Genomic DNA, 16,809 nt, shown 5'->3' with positions numbered 1-16,809 from the left:
GCGCGCGGTGCGCACCCGGCTGCTCCCCCTGCTCATCGTCCTCATGGCCGGTGTGCTGCTGGCGCTCGGCTTCCCACTGGCCGCCAGCCTGGCCGCCGCCCAGCAGCAGCGCGTCGTCGTCGACCGGATCGACGACACCGCGCGTTTCGCCGCGCTCGCCCAGTACGTCAACACCGACACCGGCGGCGAACGGGAGGGCACCCTCAAGGCCGACCTGCTGCAGTACCAGCAGGTGTACGGCATCCGGGCCGGCGTCTTCGGCCGCGACGGGCGGCCGATCGCCTCCGCGCCGACCGGCTGGCTGCTGGCGCAGGGCGGTGAGGCCAGGACCGCGTACCGCGAGGCGCTGGCCGGGCGCCGCAGTCATGACCCCCGGCAGGTCTGGCCCTGGCAGCACCGCCGGCTGTCGGTCGCCTCCCCGGTCGTCCGGGACGGCGACGTCGTCGCGGTCGTGCTGACCGACTCGCCGACCGGCGCGATGCGCTCCCGCATCCTGCGCGGCTGGCTGCTGCTGGCCGCCGGCGAACTCGCCGCCATGGCGGTCGCCGTGATGGCGGCCTTCCGGCTCACCGGCTGGGTGCTGCGGCCGGTCCGGGTGCTCGACCGGGTCACCCACGACATCGCCACCGGGCGGATGAAGTCCCGTGTCGCGGCCGCCGGAGGGCCGCCCGAACTGCGGCGGCTGGCGCGCTCCTTCAACGAGATGGCCGACAACGTCGAGGAGGTGCTCGACCAGCAGCGGGCCTTCGTCGCCGACGCCTCGCACCAGTTGCGCAACCCGCTGTCGGCGTTGCTGCTGCGCATCGAGCTGCTCGGGCTGGAACTCCCGGAGGGCCACGAGGAGATCGCCTCGGTCCGGGAGGAGGGCAAGCGCCTCGCCTCCGTCCTGGACGACCTGCTGGGCCTGGCCACCGCCGAGCACGCCGCCGCCGACCTCGCCCTCGCCGACATCGCCGCCCTCACCGCCGAACGCGTCGAGGCCTGGCGGCCCGTCGCCGACCGCGAGGGGGTGGAACTGTCCTACGACGGTGTCGCGGCGGCCACCGGGTGGGCGGACCGGCTCGCGCTGTCCAGCGCGCTGGACGCCGTCATCGACAACGCCCTGAAATTCACCCCACGTGGTGAACGGGTGCGTGTCGGCACCGCCGTGGCGACCCGCCCCGGCCGGGTCGAGGTCACCGTGGCGGACGGCGGCCCGGGCCTGAACGGGGACGAACTCGCCCGCATCGGCGACCGGTTCTGGCGCAGCCCGCGGCACCAGAACGTCGACGGCTCGGGGCTCGGCCTGTCCATCGCGCGGGTCCTGCTGACCCAGGGCGGCGGCGCCATCGCCTACGCCCCGAACGAGCCGCACGGGCTGCGCGTGACGGTCACGGTGCCGCGTACGGCTCCTTGAGGCCCGGACCGGCCTGGCGGGCCAGCGGATTGGACCCTATGGAGTTGTGGATGCTGAAGTTGACGGCGTCCGAGCGGTAGCGGTCGTCGGACCACTCGACCGGGCGGCCCTTCTGTGTCGTCGTCACCCGCCGCACCCGCAGCAGCGGGCTGCCGCGCCGCACGCCGAGCAGTTCCGCGTCCCTGGTGCCGGCCGCGACGGCGTCTATCAGGTGCTCGCCGTAGGCGAAGACCAGCCCGGTGTCGTCGTACAGCCGCTGGGTCACCGACTCGCAGTCCGGCTCTATGCGCAGCACCGCCGGGGCGATCCAGTCCGCGTACACCGTGCGCTCGACCAGCACGCGCTCGCCGTCCAGGCCGCGCACGCGCAGCACGTACAGCACGTCGGTGCCCGCGCGCAGGTGCAGGCGCGTGGCGTCCTCCACGCCGGCCGGCCGGGTCTCGGAGGAGACCACCTTGCCGGAGGCCGCGCGGCCCATGGCGCGGGCCCACTGGGCGAAGCTGCGCAGTTCCGCGAAGCTCTGGCTGCGCCGGCTGGCCAGGACGACCCGGCGGGCGCCCTGCCGGGAGCCGATCAGGCCCTCGGTGGTGAGCGCCGCGATCGCCTGCCGCACCGTGCCGCGGGAGACGCCGTAGCGGGCGGCCAGTTCGGTCTCCGGGGGCAGCAGGGCGCCGACCGTGTACTGCTCGTCGTCGATGGCCCGCCGCAACTCCTCGGCGATCTCCTCGTGCCGCGCCGTCACCGCGTCCCCTTCCGTTCATTCGCCGTCTGCGCACAACAGGGGTCAGCGTAGACGAGCCGGACGGCGTCCGTCCGCAGGGGCATCGGTCAACTTGCTGACGACGCAGATCCGTTGCCATCAGCGGCGTACTGTCCTTCGGCAGCTGTCCGGGGTTCTCGTTGTGTTAACGGAAAGGACATGGTTGCCGGGCCTACTGGGGTCCACTTGTTCAAACAAGTGATGCCGGTCCTCGTTGCCCAGGACCCGACACCCCTACCCAGGAGACATCCGTGCCCGCGTCCCTCCCGAAGGCGGCTGCCGTCGCCGCCGGTCTTGCTCTGACCGCGCTGGCCCTCAGCGCCTGTGGCTCCGCCCCCTCCACCCAGACCTCCGCCGACGGCAAGAGCGCCGCCACCGCGACCTCCGCCGAGGAGTTCGGCGGCATGGACGCCCTCGTGGCCGCCGCCAAGAAGGAGGGCACCCTCAACGCGATCGCCCTGCCCCGCGACTGGGCCAACTACGGCGAGCTGATCGACGGCTTCACCAAGAAGTACGGGATCAAGATCAACGACGAGACCCCGGACGCCGCCAGCCAGGACGAGATCAACGCCGTCACCTCCCGCAAGGGCCAGGACCGCGCCCCCGACGTCCTGGACCTCGGCAGCTCCTTCGCGCTCAGCGGTGCCCAGCAGGGCCTGTTCGCCTCCTACAAGGTCGCCTCCTTCGACGACATCCCGGCGGCCCAGAAGGACGCACAGGCCCGCTGGTACAACGACTACGGCGGCTACGTCTCCATCGGCTGCGACGCCAAGGCGGTCAAGCACTGCCCGACGACCTTCGCCGACCTGCTGAAGCCGGAGTACAAGAGCCAGGTCGCCATGAACGGCAACCCGACCAAGTCCGGCTCCGCCTTCGGCGGCGTGTACGCGGCGGCCCTGGCCAACGGCGGCTCCTTCGACGACATCCAGGCCGGCCTGGACTTCTTCGCCAAGCTGAAGAAGAACGGCAACTACACGCCCGTCGAGTCCACCCCGGCCACCGTCGAGAAGGGCGAGACGCCCATCTCCATCGACTGGGACTACCTGAACGCCGGCTACGCCAAGGAGTTCGCCAGCAAGGGCCTGGACTGGAAGGTCGTCATCCCCGAGGACGGCAAGTACGCCCAGTTCTACTCCCAGGCGATCAACAAGGACGCCCCGCACCCCGCGGCCGCGCGCCTGTGGCAGGAGTACCTCTACAGCGCCGAGGGCCAGAACCTGTGGCTGAAGGGCTTCGCCCGCCCCGTCCTGATGCCCGCCATGGAGTCCGCCGGCACCCTCGACAAGGCCGCCGCCGCCGCCCTCCCCGAGGTCAGCGGTACCCCGTCCTTCCCGACCGAGGACCAGCAGGCCAAGGCCAAGGACGTCCTCGCCCAGGGCTGGGCCAAGGCCGTCACCGGATGACCGACCTCATGACCGCCACCGTTGCGCCCGTCGCCGACGCCGGGGAGAAGTCCCCGGCGCGGCGGCGCCCCGCCGGCTGGCTCGCGGTGGCCCCGCTGCTCGTCTTCGTGGCGATCAGTTTCGGGGCCCCCGCCCTGGCCATGCTGAACGGCGCCTTCACCGTCAAGGACCCCGCCACCGGGACCTCCTCGTACACCACGGCCAATCTGACCGACTCCCTCCAGGGCGCCTATCTGACCGCCCTGTGGGGCAGCGTCAAGCTGTCGGCGCTCTCCGCGGCGATCGGCACCCTGTGCGGGCTGCTGCTCGCGCAGGCCGTGGTCACCTCGCGCTTCCGCGCGCTGCGCGAGGCCGTTCTGACCGCCTCCGGCGTGCTCGCCAACTTCGGCGGCGTGCCGCTCGCCTTCGCCTTCGTCGCCACCCTCGGAAACTCCGGCATCCTCACGCGGCGCCTCGGCCTCGCCGACAAGGGCTGGAACCTCTACAGCTTCTGGGGCCTGGTGATCGTCTATCTGTACTTCCTCATCCCGCTGATGGTCCTCACCGTCACCCCCGCGCTGGACGGGCTGCGGGTGCAGTGGCGCGAGGCCGCCCAGAACAACGGCGCCACCGGCGTCCAGTACTGGCGGCACGTCGCGCTGCCCGTGCTGGCCCCCTCGCTGCTCGGCGGCTTCGTGCTGCTCTTCGGCAGCGCTTTCGCCGCGTACGCCACCGCCGCCGCCATGGTCGGCAGTTCGGTGCCTCTGGTCCCCCTCCAGATCGCCGACGCCATCTCCGGCAATGTGCTGGTCGGCCAGGAGAACGTCGGCCTGGCCCTCAGTCTCGACATGGTCGTCGTCGCCGGCCTGGTCATGGCGATCTACCTGCCCCTGCAACGACGGAGCGCGCGATGGCTCGTGTGACCACCGCACGGCTGCGGCCCTGGCGGGGCGTCGTCCTCGCCTTCGCCGCCATCTACTTCCTGGTGCCGCTGGCCGCCTCGGCGATCTTCACCGTCGACGTCCCCGGCCAGGGCTTCACCCTCGACGCCTACGGGCAGATCTTCGCGGCCGAGGGCTTCACCACCAGCCTGCTGCTCTCCCTGGAGCTGGCAGCGGCCACCGTCCTCGTCGTGCTGCTGCTCATGGTCCCCGCCATGGTGGCGCTGCGGCTGTCGGCGCCCCGGCTGCGCCCCCTGGTCGAGGTGGTCTGCTCGCTGCCGCTGGTCGTGCCGCCGATCGCCCTGGTGGCCGGTGTCCGCACCGTGCTGGGCTGGGGCCCGGAGTACCTGTCCAGCACGCCCCTGTTCCAGACGTTCGTGGCCGTGCAGAACCCGGACTTCCCCGTGGTGCTGGTCCTCACGGACGTGGTGATGGCGCTGCCGTTCGTCTACCGGGCGCTCGACGCGGGCCTGCGGGCCATCGACGTGCGCACCCTGGTGGAGGCCGCCCGATCCTGCGGGGCGAGTTACCCGCGCGCCCTGATCAGCACGGTGCTCCCGAACCTGCGCGGGGCACTGCTGAACGCCTCGTTCCTCACCCTCGCCCTCGTGCTCGGCGAGTTCACCGTCGCCTCGCTGCTCGGCTTCCAGCCCTTCGCCGTGTGGATCGTCACCGCAAGCGGTTCGCAGGCCCAGTTGTCCGTCGCCGTCTCGGTGCTCAGCCTGCTCGTCACCTGGGCGCTGCTGCTGGCACTGACCGCGTTCAGCGGACGCCGTTCCTCGACACGCACCGCCTCCCAGGAGTGACCGACACCATGACCGACACCGTCCCCGCCCCGCCCACCGACGCCGTGCCGCGCACCGCGGGCGGCGCCACCGTCGAGTTCCGGGCGCTGCGCCGGTCCTTCGGCACCACCACCGCCCTGGACGGGCTGGACCTGACCGTGCGGCCCGGCGAACTGCTCGCGCTGCTGGGCCCGTCCGGTTGCGGCAAGACCACCGCGCTGCGCATGCTCGCGGGCTTCGAGAACCCCGACTCCGGTCAGGTCCTCGTCGACGGCAAGGACGTCACCTCGATCCCGGCGCACCGCCGCGACGCCGGCATGGTGTTCCAGTCCTACAGCCTCTTCCCGCACCTCAGCGCCGCCGACAACGTCGCCTTCGGGCTGCGCATGCGCAAGGTCGGCACCGCCGAGCGCCGCAAGCGCGCCGCCGAACTGCTGGAGCTCGTCGGCCTGCCGAGCCACGCCGACCGCTTCCCGCACCAGCTCTCCGGTGGCCAGCAGCAGCGCGTGGCCCTCGCCCGCGCCCTGGCGCTGCGGCCGCGCGTGTTGCTGCTGGACGAGCCGCTGAGCGCCCTGGACGCCAAGGTGCGCACCAACCTCCGTGAGGAGATCCGCCGCCTGCAGCTGGAACTCGGCATCACCACCCTGTTCGTGACGCACGACCAGGAGGAGGCGCTGTCCATGGCCGACCGCGTCGCCGTCATGAACGCCGGCCGCCTGGAGCAGTGCGCCGCCCCCGCCGAGCTGTACGACCGCCCGGCGACCGCCTTCGTCGCCGAGTTCGTCGGCACCAACAGCCGAATCCCGGGCCACCTGGCCGACGACGGGTACGTCGAGGTCCTGGGCCGCCGCCTGCCCGCCGAGAGCGGTGCCCCCGAGGGTTCCGAAGGGCGCGAAGTCGACGTCCTGGTGCGTCCCGAGGCGGTGAGCGTGGCCGCCGACCCCACCGGCGACGCGCACATCGTGGCGACCGCCTTCCTCGGCGCGGTGACCCGGGTGACCGTACGGCTGTCCGACGGCACCGACGTCAAGGCCGACCTGCCCAGCACCGAGGCCTCCGTGCTGCCGCCCGGCGCGACCGTCACCCTGACCCTGCCCGACCGCCCCGTCCTGGTGGCCGCGCGCGCCGCCTGACCCCGACCGCACCGCCCATCCCCCCACACCCTGTCGAAAGAGAGCCCCGTGACCCGCCCCCCGAACCACCCGCTCAAAGCCGTCCTGTTCGACATGGACGGCACGCTCGTCGACACCGAGGAGCTGTGGTGGGAGGCGGTCGAGCAAGTGGCCGCCGGGCTGGGGCACGTGCTCGGCGACGCGGACGTGACCGAGGTCCTCGGCCGCGCCGTCGAGCACACTGCCGCACATCTGGTGAGCACGACCGGGACGGCGACCCGCGCCGACGAGCTGGCCGCCGTCCTGCACCGCGAGTTCGCGAGCCGGGTCCGGGGCCGCACGGTCCCGCGACCCGGCGCGATCGAACTGCTCGACGAACTCGCCCGGCACGCCGTCCCCATCGCGCTGGTGTCGGCCTCGCCGCGCGAAGTCGTCGACATCGTCCTCGACGTGCTGGGCCGCGACCGCTTCGCGGTCTCCTTCACCGCCGACGACACCGAGCGGACCAAGCCCGCCCCCGACCCCTACCTCGCCGCGGCCCGCGCCCTGGGCGCCGACCCGGCCTCCTGCGTCGCCGTCGAGGACACCCCGACCGGAGTGGCCTCCGCCGAGGCCGCCGGCTGCCGGGTGCTCGCCGTGCCCTCCATGGCGCCGATCGCGCCGGGCCCGGGACGCATGGTGCTGGGCAGTCTGGAACGGGCCGGCGTCACGATGCTGCGGGACCTGGTCCGCCGTGAACCGTCCTTCCTGGTGCCCGCCTTCACCACCCGCGCCGCCCGCGCCGGCGAGCCCTTCCGCGCCACCGTGGCCGGGTTGCTGCGCGGCGCCCCCGTGACGTACGCGATGAGCGCCGGCCCCGGCTGGGCCGAGGTCTCCGCCGACGGCTCGGTCACCGGCACGCCCGACGCGCCCGGTGAGGCCGCGCTCACCGTCACTGCCACCGACGACGACGGGCGCACCGCCGCGGTCACCGTCCGGGTCCCGGTCGCCGCGGCCGGCGAACCCCTGGTGCGCCGGCTGCGCGTCATGACCTGGAACCTGTGGCTCGGCGGCACCAAGGTCGACGACCATCGCGACAAGCAACTGCGCGTCCTGCTGGACGCGGACGTCGACGTGGTCGGCCTCCAGGAGACCCGGACCCACTCCGCCAAGGAGCTCGCCGAGGCCCTCGGCTGGGACTACCACCAGGCCGGCGACAACCTCGGCGTCATCAGCCGCTACCCGATCGTCTCCCGCCACGGCCTGCCCGCGACGCCGTTCTACGGCGGACTCGGCGCGACCGTCCGGCTGGACGCGGACCACGACGTCACGCTGTGGAGCGCGCACCTCAACTACACGCCCTACGGCCCCTACGACGCCCTCCACGACGGGCAGCCGGTCGAGGTGCTGACCGAGCACGAGGCCTCCTCGGGACGCCTCGGCGAGATCCGGCACATCCTGCGCGACATGGCCGGCGACCTCGCCGCCCGCGACACCACCCCGGTGCTGCTGGTCGGCGACTTCAACGTCCCCTCCCACCTGGACTGGACCGCCGAGGCCGCCCCGCTGCACGGCGGCCGCGGCCCGGTGCCCTGGCCGGTCACCCTGGAGGCCGAGGCGGCGGGACTGCGCGACTCCTACCGCGACGCCCACCCCGACCCGGTGCGCGACCCGGGCACCACCTGGTCCCCGGTCGTCCCCGCGCCCGAGCCGCAGGACCGGATCGACTTCGTGCTCTACGCGGGCAGCGGGCTGGAGGTCCTGGACTCCACGACCCTCGTCACCGGCGACCCCCGCCCCGAGCCGGACGCGGCGGGCAACGCGTGGCCCTCCGACCACGCCGCCGTCGTCACGACCTTCGCGCTGCGCTGACCCGCGAGGCCGCCCGGGGACAGCGGCGCCGTCAGGCGCACTGCTCCATCACCTCGGGCGGCCGCTGGTCCGCGAGCTGCTGCGAGGTGAGCGGCTTGAGGTGCTTGATGTACGAGGCCCGCCAGGCACCCGATGTGATCTCGTCCTGGATCGCGTCGCATATGGCGTGCTTCAGCGCGGGCTCGTTCTGGTGGATGCCCACGCCGTACTCCTCACTTCCGAACGGCACACCCAGCAGGCGCAGTTGCGCGGAATGCTGGGCCTGGTAGCCGGCCAGGATGATGTCGTCGGTGGAGACGGCGTCGACCCGGCCGGCCAGCAGTTCCTTGACGCAGATCCCGTACGAGGCCTGCTGGTCGGTCTTTATCAACGGGAACTGCTTCCCGAGCCGTTCGGCGGGAGTGGAGTCGGTGACCGTGCACACCTTGCGGCCGAACAGGTCCTGCGCCCCGTGGATCGGCGAGTTGGTGCGCACCAGGAAGTCCTGCGCGGCCTGGTAGTAGGGGCCTGCGAAGTCGACCAGTTGCTTGCGCTCCGGCGTGATCGAGTAGCTGGCCACTATCAGGTCGACCTGCCCGGCACGCAGCCGGTACTCGCGGGACTGGGTGTCCACGACCGTGAACTTGACCTGCTGAAAACCCAGATGACGGGCGATCGCCCAGGCCAGGTCGATGTCGAAGCCCTCGTAACGGCCCTTGGCGGTCGCCTGGCTCAGCCCCGGCTGGTCCTTCTTGACGCCGACGAGCAGATAGCCGCGCTCGCGAGCCGCCTCGTACGTCGGGGAGCCGGCCAGCCTCAGCCCGTTGTCCTCCCGCATCCGGTCGGTGGCGAACCAGCCGGCCGCCGCGAGCACCACCAGCCCCACGCCGCCGGCCAGCAGCGCGCGCCAGCGCCGCCACGCGGGTCGGCCGCCGCCGGGCCGGGGGGCCGGCCCGGCCTCCTCCGCCGCGGACGGGTCCGTGGGCCGCTCCGGGACGGAAACTGCCTCCGACTGGGTGGTCTGCGGGTCGTAGTCGGGATGGACGGGCATCGAGAACTGCGGGGTCTCCTGCGCCACGTGCTGCAGCAACTGCTCCGCGCGCTGCGCCGACATCCGGGCTTCGGGGTCCTTCACCAGCAGTCCGTCGACCAGCGGGCGCAAGGGCCCGCCGTGCGCCATCGGCGGCGGCTCCGAGGTGCGCACCGCCTCCAGCACCTCGTACGGCGTCGGCCCCCGGAACGGCGCCCTGCCCTCGACCATCTCGTACAGCGTGACGCCCAGCGACCACAGGTCGGAGGCGGGCGTCGGGGGCTGCCGGTTGGCCACCTCCGGCGCGAGGTACTGCGGGGTGCCCACGGTCTCGTGCAGCCGTGTCACCTGGGCCGCGCCCTCGAAGGTCGCGATGCCGAAGTCCATCAGCACGGCGCGGCCGTCGCGCCGGAAGAGGATGTTGTGCGGCTTCACGTCCCGGTGCAGGACGCCGGCCGCGTGCACCGCGCGCAGCCCGCGCAGCACCTCCAGCCCGATCCGCGCCGCCTGAAGCGCCGGCAGACGGCCCCGCTCGCGCAACTGGTCGGCCAGGGAGTGCGGGTTGACCTGCTCCATGACGATCCAGACCTGGCCCTCGGCCTCGATCACGTCGTGCACCGCGACCACGTGCTCGTGCCCGATCCGGGCGATGGCCTGCGCCTCCCGGCGGGCCCGTTCCACCCACTGCGCCTGCGTCTCCGGGTCCATCGCCCCGCGGAACAGCAGCTCCTTGACGGCGACCTGACGGCCGAGCCGGTTGTCGTACGCCTCCCAGACCACGCCCATGCCGCCGCGCCCGAGCTGCCTGCGCAGCTCGTAGCGGCCGTCGATGAGGGTCTCCGGAATACCCTCAGTGCTCATGCCTGTGCCCCCATCGGTCCGTGGTCGGCTACAGGTTATGGGGCGGCGACAGGGATGAACATCGGCCCCGGGGCGCGGAGATGATCACATGTCGGACGGAACACCGCTTATTGGGCCTATGGCTTCACTGAGCGGTAGTAGCGCTCGGCCCCCGCGTGCAGCGGCAGCGGGTCGGTGAAGACGGCGGTCCGCAGATCCACCAGCTGCGCCGCGTGCACCTCCTGGCCGATCCGGTCCCGGCTGTCGATCACCGTCCGGGTCAGCTGCTCGACCAGCCCCGTGTCCTGCCGGTCCGTGGTGATCAGCAGATTGGCCACGGCGATCGTCTGCACGGCCCGCCCGCCCTTGATCATCGGATAGGCGTCCGCGGGCATGAGCGCCTGCCGGTAGTAGCCGGACTCGTCGCTCCCCGCGTGCAGCCTGGTCACGAGGTCGCCGAGCTGGACCAGCTTGATGTCGGACCTCTCCGCCAGATCCGTCACGGCCTTCGTCGGCAGGCCGCCCGACCAGAAGAACGCGTCCAGCTTTCCCTCTTGCAGCAGTTGCGGCGCCCTGTCGATGCCGACGGTCTCCCGGCGTACGTCCCCGTGGCCCCCCAGACCCGCCGCGGTGAGCAGCCGCCGCGCTATGAGGTTCACCCCGGAACTGGGCTGCCCCACCCCGACGCGCAGCCCCCGCAGATCCTTCGCCGACCGCACCGGAGAGTCGGCCGGCACCACCAGCTGCATGTAGTCGTCGTACAGCCGGGCGCACGCCCGAAGCCGTCCGGCCCCCTCGCCCCGGTAGTCCGCGACCGCGTCGGCCGCCGCGATCGCGAAGTCCGCCTCCCCGGTCGCCACCCTCCGCACGTTGTCCACCGACCCCTCGGACGGCACGAGCCGCACCTGCACGCCCGGCAGATCGGTGCGCAGGTACGGCTTGAGCCGCATGCCGTAGGTCTCGTAGACCCCGTTGCGCGACCCGGTCGAGAACGAGACCGTCCCCTCCGGGTACGACGGCCCGTCCGCGGGCAGCAGCCACCACGCCAGCAGCGCCACCGCCGCCGCCGTCGCGAGCACCGCCTGCACGATCCGGCGCCTGCCGATCGGGGGAGCCTCCATCCCGGCGATACTGCCAGCCCCCTCCCGCCCTGGCCAGCGCCCCCGGCGTGGGACCGGCTGGAGACGTGATGCCCGCAGTCGAGGGGAACGTGAGCACGAGCGCCTCCGGCGCCCCCTTACCCTGGACGGGTGCAGCGTGAGGAGCAGGGTGTGAAGAGCTACGAGATCCGGACCTACGGGTGCCAGATGAACGTCCACGACTCCGAACGGCTGGCGGGCCTCCTGGAGGCGGCCGGCTACGTCCGCGCGCCCAAGGACGCCGACGGCACGGTGGCCGCTGACGTCGTGGTCTTCAACACCTGCGCGGTCCGTGAGAACGCCGACAACCGCCTGTACGGCAACCTCGGCCGCCTGGCCCCGCAGAAGGCGGCCCGCCCGGGCATGCAGATCGCCGTCGGCGGCTGCCTGGCGCAGAAGGACCGCGACACGATCGTGAAGAAGGCCCCCTGGGTCGACGTCGTGTTCGGCACCCACAACATCGGCAGCCTGCCGGTGCTGCTGGAGCGCGCCCGGGTCGCGGAGGAGGCCCAGGTCGAGATCGCCGAGTCGCTGGAGACCTTCCCCTCCACGCTGCCGACCCGGCGGGAGTCCGCGTACGCGGCCTGGGTGTCCATCTCGGTGGGCTGCAACAACTCCTGCACCTTCTGCATCGTCCCCGCGCTGCGCGGCAAGGAGAAGGACCGCCGCCCCGGTGACATCCTCGCCGAGGTCGAGGCCCTGGTCGCCGAAGGCGTCGTCGAGGTGACCCTGCTCGGCCAGAACGTCAACGCGTACGGCTCCGACATCGGCGACCGCGAGGCCTTCAGCAAGCTGCTGCGCGCCACCGGGAGGATCGACGGGCTGGAGCGCGTGCGCTTCACCTCGCCGCACCCGCGCGACTTCACCGACGACGTGATCGCGGCCATGGCCGAGACGCCGAACGTGATGCACCAGCTGCACATGCCGCTGCAGTCCGGTTCCGACACGGTGCTGCGCGCCATGCGCCGGTCGTACCGGCAGGAGCGCTACCTCGGCATCATCGAGAAGGTGCGCGCCGCCATGCCGGACGCCGCCATCTCCACCGACATCATCGTGGGCTTCCCCGGCGAGACCGACGAGGACTTCGAGCAGACCCTGCACGTGGTGCGCGAGGCGCGGTTCGCCCAGGCCTTCACCTTCCAGTACTCCAAGCGCCCGGGTACCCCCGCCGCCGAGATGGACGGCCAGGTGCCCAAGGCCGTCGTGCAGGAGCGGTACGAGCGCCTGGTCGCGCTCCAGGAGGAGATCTCCTGGGAGGAGAACAAGAAGCAGGTCGGCCGCACCTTGGAGATCCTGGTCGCCGAGGGCGAGGGCCGCAAGGACGACGCCACTCACCGCCTGTCCGGCCGCGCCGCCGACAACCGCCTGGTGCACTTCGCGCCGCCGGCCGAGCCCGTGCGTCCCGGCGACATGGTGACCGCCGAGATCACCTACGCGGCGCCGCACCACCTGCTCGCGGAGCGCCCCGCCTTCGCCGTCCGCCGTACCCCGGCCGGCGACGCCTGGGAGCGCCGCACCGCGGCCGCGGCCGCCAAGCCGGCGGGCGTCATGCTCGGACTGCCGACGATCGGCGCCCCGGCGCCGGTGCCCGCGGCCGCACCGGGCTGCGCCGCTCACTGACCAGCATCCAAGGGGGGACGGCATGAGCCGGTGGGGACTGTTCGTCGAGGAGACCGTCGGCAGCGGCGGCGACAGGCGCTGGGAGTTCGAGCTTCTCGGCCACGCCGACGGCAGCCGTGAGGACGCGCTGCGCGCCCTGGAGCGCACGGCGCAGGCCTTCCGGCCCCGCAAGCCGATGACGGTGCGGCGCAGCTGGACGTACCGCACCGCGGACGCTCTGCTCCAGGTGAACGAGGGCATGACCGCGACCTACATCTGCCGCTTCACCGTGGCCGAGCTCATCGCGGACAGCAAGGACGCCTCGGTGACGGCCACCCCGCGGGACCGTGTGCCCGAGGGGTACTGAGCCTTCGGGCGTTAGGCTTCCGATCATGCTGGTCGCCGCCGCCGTCTGCCCCTGTCCGCCGCTGCTCGTGCCCGAGGTCGCCTCGGGCGCGTCCGCCGAGCTGGACACCCTGCGCGCCGCCTGCGCCGACGCGCTGGCCGTGGTCGCCGCCGCCCGCCCCGACCTGCTGGTCGTGGTCGGCGCGGTCGGCAAGGGGGAGAGCGCCCACGTCTGGGAGGGCGGTGGCACCGGGACGCTGCGCCCCTACGGGGTGAACCGCGCGGTGCGTCTGGGCGACGGCGCGGACCCCGAGCCGCTGGCCCCCGCGCTGACGGTGGCCGCCGCATTGCTGGACGACGCGCGCCTGACCGCGCCCCTGCACGGCTGCGCGGTGCCCGAGGACGCCCCGGCCGGACGCATGCTGGAGCTGGGCCGCGGTCTGGCGGAACTGGCCGACCGGGTCGCGCTGCTCGTCATGGGGGACGGCAGCAACTGCCGGACGGTCAAGGCCCCCGGCTACCTGGACGACCGCGCGGAGGCCTTCGACGCGTCCGTCGCACGGGCGCTGGGCGCCGCGGACACCGCCGCGCTGGCGGAACTGGACGCGATGCTGGCGGGCGAGCTGCGGGCCGCGGGACGGGCGCCGTGGCAGGTCCTGGCCGGCGCGGGGGAGCAGGCCGGACTCGGCGGCGCGCTGCTGTACGACGAGGCGCCCTACGGCGTCGGCTACTTCGTGTCGGTCTGGTCCTAGTCCCGTCCTAGTCGGGTCCGAGTCCGGACGGAGTCCGGCCCCTGGTCCCGCTCAGTCCCGCTTTTCCTTCATCTGACCCAGGGCGCCCTTGGTCTTGTCCACACCCGAGTCGATCTTGCTGCTGTACTTGTGCTTGGTCTTCTCGTCGACCGTGTGCGCGACCTTGTCGAGCTTGGACTCGATCGTGTCGCCGTGGCGTTCCACGAAGTCCCCGGCCTTGACCTTGGCCTGCTCGGCTTTGGCCTTCAACGTGTCCATGAGGCCCATGGCTCACCGTCCCCTGCGTGGAATAGCCCGAAATGACCTTTTCTGCTTGATGATGCTACCCGTCCGGGGGTGAATTCGCGCCGCCGGGATTTGCCAAACTGTGCACGTGAAGAACGACGCCCCCCACGTGATCGCCGTCGTCGGCCCCACGGCCGCCGGCAAGTCCGACCTCGGTGTCGCCCTGGCCCAGGCCCTGGACGGTGAGGTGATCAACGTCGACTCCATGCAGCTGTACCGCGGCATGGACATCGGCACGGCCAAGCTCGCCGAGGCGGAGCGGCAAGGCGTCCCGCACCACCTCCTGGACATCTGGGACGTCACGCAGGCGGCCAGCGTCGCCGAGTACCAGCGCCTGGCCCGCGCCGAGATCGACCGCCTGCTGGCCGCCGGGCGAAGCGCCGTCCTCGTCGGTGGGTCGGGGCTCTATGTGCGCGCCGCGATCGACGCCCTGGACTTCCCCGGCACCGACCCCGACGTCCGGGCCCGACTGGAGGCCGAACTGGAGGAGCGCGGCTCAGGGCCGCTGCACGCCCGCCTGGCCGCCGTCGACCCCGAGGCGGCGCGGGCGATCCTGCCCAGCAACGGGCGGCGCATCGTGCGCGCCCTGGAGGTCGTGGAGATCACCGGCCGCCCCTTCACGGCGAACCTGCCGGACGCCCACTCCAAGGGGTCGGTCTACGACACCGTCCAGATCGGCGTCGACGTGCCGCGCCCCGAACTCGACGAGCGGATCGCGCTGCGGGTCGACCGCATGTGGGAGGCCGGGCTGGTCGGCGAGGTGCGGGCGCTGGAGGCGGCCGGTCTCCGCGAGGGGCGCACGGCCTCCCGGGCACTCGGCTACCAGCAGGTTCTCGCCGCGTTCCTGGGTGCCTGTACGGAGCAGGAGGCGCGCGACGAGACCGTGCGCGCCACCAAACGCTTCGCGCGCCGACAGGACTCGTGGTTCCGCCGGGACCGCCGTGTGCACTGGCTCGGCGGCCGCGGAGAGGAACTGGTGGCCCAGGCCCTCGCCCTCTTCGGCCCGGCCCGGCCCAGCGGTCACAGCCTGATCACGTGATGGCATCGGGACGCCTCAGCGGCACTTGACGCCACTTCGGGCGTGCCATCATCGAGCATCGGGCTACGGTGTCGGACTCTTTGGAGGGCGCGTGGCGATGGAAGCCGGCCCTCGCAACGGACCGCAACCGGAACAGGCGGAGGGTGCCGCGAACGCGGAACACGACCGCCTCGTGGTCGACGGACCCGTGGAGGACCCGCTCGACGCGGAGACCCTCGCGGAGGAGGAGCAGTCCTTCCGCGAACTGCGCCCCCAGCGCCGTCTGCGCGTCTGGCAGCTCGCCCCGATCGTCGGGCTGGGCGTCCTCGGCTCTCTGATGTTCGCCTTCCCGCTCGCCTTCGAGACCGGTGACGGCGGTGCCGTCGTCGCGATGCTCGGCTTCCTGCTGGGCTGCTGCGCGGCAGGCTGGGGCCTGATGGCCGCCCGCAGGGTCGGCTACACCTGGCCCGGCCTGCCCGCCCGCGGCTCCGAGCGCCGCCCCGACTGGCGCTACCTCGCGCTGTACGCCGTGATCATCGTGGTGCTCGCGCTGCTGGCCTTCTGGCGCGTCGCCCGCCTGCGCTGACCCGTAGGATCGTGGCATGACCACCGCCGCACCGCAGGGCCTGCCGTTCCTCAAGGGGCACGGCACGGAGAACGACTTCGTGATCGTCCCGGACCACGACGGGGAATTGGACCTGACCCCCGCCATGGTCGCCCGGCTGTGCGACCGCCGGGCGGGGATCGGCGCGGACGGCGTGCTGCGGGTGGTCCGCTCCGCGAAGCACCCCGAGGCCGCGGCGATGGCCGCGGAGGCCGAGTGGTTCATGGACTACCGCAACGGCGACGGCAGCGTCGCCGAGATGTGCGGCAACGGCGTCCGGGTCTTCGCCCGCTACCTGGAGCGCGCGGGCCTGGCGGAGGCCGGCGACCTCGCCGTCGCCACCCGCGCCGGTGTGCGGCGGACCCACATCGCCAAGGACGGCGACATCACCGTGGACATGGGCCGAGCCGTGCTCCCCGGGGGCGAGGTCGAGGTCTCCGCCGGCGGGCACCGCTGGCCGGCCCGCAACGTGAGCATGGGCAATCCGCACGCCGTCGCCTTCGTCGACGACCTCGCCGACGCCGGCGACCTGCTGACCTCTCCGGTCTGGGAGCCCGCGGCGGCCTACCCGGACGGCGTGAACGTCGAGTTCGTGGTCGACCGGGGTCCCGGGCACGTCGCCATGCGGGTCCACGAACGCGGCTCCGGCGAGACCCGCTCCTGCGGCACGGGCGCCTGCGCCGTCATGGTCGCCGCCGCCCGCCGCGACGGGCTCGACCCGGCCGTGACGGGCCGTCCGCAGACGTACACCGTGGACCTGCCCGGCGGGCGTCTGTCCATCACCGAACACCCGGACGGCACCGTCGAGATGACCGGCCCGGCCGTCATCGTCGCCACGGGCGTGATCGAACCGGCCTGGTGGCGCGAGGGCGCATAAGCGTACCCATCCTGCGGGCGTTCCATTCGCTCGAACGGGTGATGCCCATCACGCTGGGCGAGAGCGTGGCAGCGGCACGTGATGGGCTCGGTAGCATCAAGCACCGGCACGGAA

General features: G+C 72.7%; 16 protein-coding genes. 12 read left to right on the top strand and 4 right to left on the bottom strand.

Annotation, left to right across the window (positions count from 1 at the left end; translation table 11 throughout):
* Positions 1-7: 7 nt before the first annotated feature.
* Entirely contained in the window at positions 8-1,396 is a 1,389-nt protein-coding gene (locus ACFWVC_RS22420; protein ID WP_384288675.1) for a sensor histidine kinase, read from the top strand.
* On the opposite strand, the gene ACFWVC_RS22415 is transcribed toward ACFWVC_RS22420, so the two are convergent.
* Positions 1,371-2,138, bottom strand: coding sequence for a GntR family transcriptional regulator (locus tag ACFWVC_RS22415; RefSeq protein ID WP_384288671.1), 768 nt, complete (start codon positions 2,136-2,138; stop codon positions 1,371-1,373). The genes ACFWVC_RS22420 and ACFWVC_RS22415 overlap by 26 nt on opposite strands.
* 269 nt (positions 2,139-2,407) lie before the next feature.
* Here ACFWVC_RS22415 and ACFWVC_RS22410 point away from each other — a divergent pair, with 269 nt between their 5' ends.
* From ACFWVC_RS22410 to ACFWVC_RS22390, 5 genes are read left to right on the top strand one after another with little or no spacing between them, the layout of a single operon-like run.
* The gene (locus ACFWVC_RS22410) at positions 2,408-3,559 is read left to right on the top strand and encodes an ABC transporter substrate-binding protein (RefSeq protein ID WP_384288667.1); all 1,152 of its coding nucleotides are present in this window, start codon (positions 2,408-2,410) and stop codon (positions 3,557-3,559) included.
* Positions 3,560-3,567: 8 nt separating this feature from the next.
* Positions 3,568-4,461 carry an ABC transporter permease gene (locus ACFWVC_RS22405; RefSeq protein WP_384288661.1) on the top strand — a complete coding sequence of 298 codons (894 nt, stop codon included), beginning with the start codon at positions 3,568-3,570 and terminating at the stop codon, positions 4,459-4,461.
* A complete protein-coding gene (locus ACFWVC_RS22400) occupies positions 4,449-5,285 on the top strand; it encodes an ABC transporter permease (RefSeq protein ID WP_384288658.1) in 837 nt (278 codons plus the stop codon). The genes ACFWVC_RS22405 and ACFWVC_RS22400 overlap by 13 nt, the downstream gene beginning before the upstream one ends.
* Positions 5,286-5,293: 8 nt before the next feature.
* Positions 5,294-6,397: an ABC transporter ATP-binding protein gene (locus tag ACFWVC_RS22395; protein WP_384288654.1), complete on the top strand. Its 1,104-nt coding sequence runs from the start codon at positions 5,294-5,296 to the stop codon at positions 6,395-6,397.
* A 48-nt stretch (positions 6,398-6,445) separates the two neighbouring features.
* Entirely contained in the window at positions 6,446-8,227 is a 1,782-nt protein-coding gene (locus tag ACFWVC_RS22390) for an HAD-IA family hydrolase (RefSeq protein WP_384288652.1), read from the top strand.
* Positions 8,228-8,258: 31 nt separating this feature from the next.
* Here the strand turns inward: ACFWVC_RS22390 and ACFWVC_RS22385 are convergent, their stop codons facing one another.
* A complete protein-coding gene (locus ACFWVC_RS22385) occupies positions 8,259-10,097 on the bottom strand; it encodes a bifunctional serine/threonine-protein kinase/glutamate ABC transporter substrate-binding protein (protein WP_384288649.1) in 1,839 nt (612 codons plus the stop codon).
* Positions 10,098-10,213: 116 nt separating this feature from the next.
* Positions 10,214-11,197 (bottom strand): TAXI family TRAP transporter solute-binding subunit, encoded by a 984-nt coding sequence (locus tag ACFWVC_RS22380; RefSeq protein WP_384288647.1) that lies wholly within the window; start codon positions 11,195-11,197, stop codon positions 10,214-10,216.
* A gap of 150 nt (positions 11,198-11,347) precedes the next feature.
* On the opposite strand from ACFWVC_RS22380, the gene miaB reads away from it, so the two are divergent.
* The 3 genes from miaB to ACFWVC_RS22365 are packed head-to-tail and all read left to right on the top strand — an operon-like array spanning position 11,348 to position 13,911.
* Positions 11,348-12,835 (top strand): tRNA (N6-isopentenyl adenosine(37)-C2)-methylthiotransferase MiaB, encoded by a 1,488-nt coding sequence (miaB, locus tag ACFWVC_RS22375; RefSeq protein WP_384288806.1) that lies wholly within the window; start codon positions 11,348-11,350, stop codon positions 12,833-12,835.
* Between the two features lie 22 nt (positions 12,836-12,857).
* A complete protein-coding gene (locus ACFWVC_RS22370) occupies positions 12,858-13,181 on the top strand; it encodes a hypothetical protein (RefSeq protein ID WP_384288645.1) in 324 nt (107 codons plus the stop codon).
* Between the two features lie 25 nt (positions 13,182-13,206).
* Complete coding sequence (locus ACFWVC_RS22365) at positions 13,207-13,911, top strand: class III extradiol dioxygenase subunit B-like domain-containing protein (protein ID WP_384288643.1); 705 nt, start codon at positions 13,207-13,209, stop codon at positions 13,909-13,911.
* A gap of 51 nt (positions 13,912-13,962) precedes the next feature.
* Here the strand turns inward: ACFWVC_RS22365 and ACFWVC_RS22360 are convergent, their stop codons facing one another.
* A complete protein-coding gene (locus tag ACFWVC_RS22360) occupies positions 13,963-14,169 on the bottom strand; it encodes an antitoxin (protein ID WP_384288640.1) in 207 nt (68 codons plus the stop codon).
* Positions 14,170-14,284: 115 nt separating this feature from the next.
* On the opposite strand from ACFWVC_RS22360, the gene miaA reads away from it, so the two are divergent.
* The 3 genes from miaA (at position 14,285) to dapF (ending at position 16,695) form a co-directional block, all read left to right on the top strand.
* A complete protein-coding gene (gene miaA / locus ACFWVC_RS22355; RefSeq protein WP_384288637.1) occupies positions 14,285-15,235 on the top strand; it encodes a tRNA (adenosine(37)-N6)-dimethylallyltransferase MiaA in 951 nt (316 codons plus the stop codon).
* Between the two features lie 97 nt (positions 15,236-15,332).
* A complete protein-coding gene (locus ACFWVC_RS22350; protein WP_384288635.1) occupies positions 15,333-15,800 on the top strand; it encodes a hypothetical protein in 468 nt (155 codons plus the stop codon).
* 16 nt (positions 15,801-15,816) lie between these two features.
* Complete coding sequence (gene dapF, locus ACFWVC_RS22345) at positions 15,817-16,695, top strand: diaminopimelate epimerase (RefSeq protein ID WP_384288632.1); 879 nt, start codon at positions 15,817-15,819, stop codon at positions 16,693-16,695.
* Positions 16,696-16,809 lie beyond the last annotated feature (114 nt).

It is taken from the genome of Streptomyces sp. NPDC058691, from assembly GCF_042714775.1.
Taxonomy (GTDB): Bacteria; Actinomycetota; Actinomycetes; order Streptomycetales; family Streptomycetaceae; genus Actinacidiphila.
The sequence above is the reverse complement of the archived record's forward strand: the minus strand, read 5'-3'. Positions and strand labels throughout refer to the sequence as shown.

Excerpts from the sequence above, each read along its gene's own strand:
- ACFWVC_RS22400 (WP_384288658.1), top strand. The coding sequence starts at position 4,449 with ATGGCTCGTGTGACCACCGCACGGCTGCGGCCCTGGCGGGGCGTCGTC.
- ACFWVC_RS22380 (WP_384288647.1), bottom strand. The coding sequence starts at position 11,197 with ATGGAGGCTCCCCCGATCGGCAGGCGCCGGATCGTGCAGGCGGTGCTC.
- ACFWVC_RS22405 (WP_384288661.1), top strand. The coding sequence starts at position 3,568 with ATGACCGCCACCGTTGCGCCCGTCGCCGACGCCGGGGAGAAGTCCCCG.
- ACFWVC_RS22385 (WP_384288649.1), bottom strand. The coding sequence starts at position 10,097 with ATGAGCACTGAGGGTATTCCGGAGACCCTCATCGACGGCCGCTACGAG.
- ACFWVC_RS22365 (WP_384288643.1), top strand. The coding sequence starts at position 13,207 with ATGCTGGTCGCCGCCGCCGTCTGCCCCTGTCCGCCGCTGCTCGTGCCC.
- ACFWVC_RS22360 (WP_384288640.1), bottom strand. The coding sequence starts at position 14,169 with ATGGACACGTTGAAGGCCAAAGCCGAGCAGGCCAAGGTCAAGGCCGGG.
- ACFWVC_RS22370 (WP_384288645.1), top strand. The coding sequence starts at position 12,858 with ATGAGCCGGTGGGGACTGTTCGTCGAGGAGACCGTCGGCAGCGGCGGC.
- ACFWVC_RS22350 (WP_384288635.1), top strand. The coding sequence starts at position 15,333 with ATGGAAGCCGGCCCTCGCAACGGACCGCAACCGGAACAGGCGGAGGGT.
- ACFWVC_RS22395 (WP_384288654.1), top strand. The coding sequence starts at position 5,294 with ATGACCGACACCGTCCCCGCCCCGCCCACCGACGCCGTGCCGCGCACC.
- dapF (WP_384288632.1), top strand. The coding sequence starts at position 15,817 with ATGACCACCGCCGCACCGCAGGGCCTGCCGTTCCTCAAGGGGCACGGC.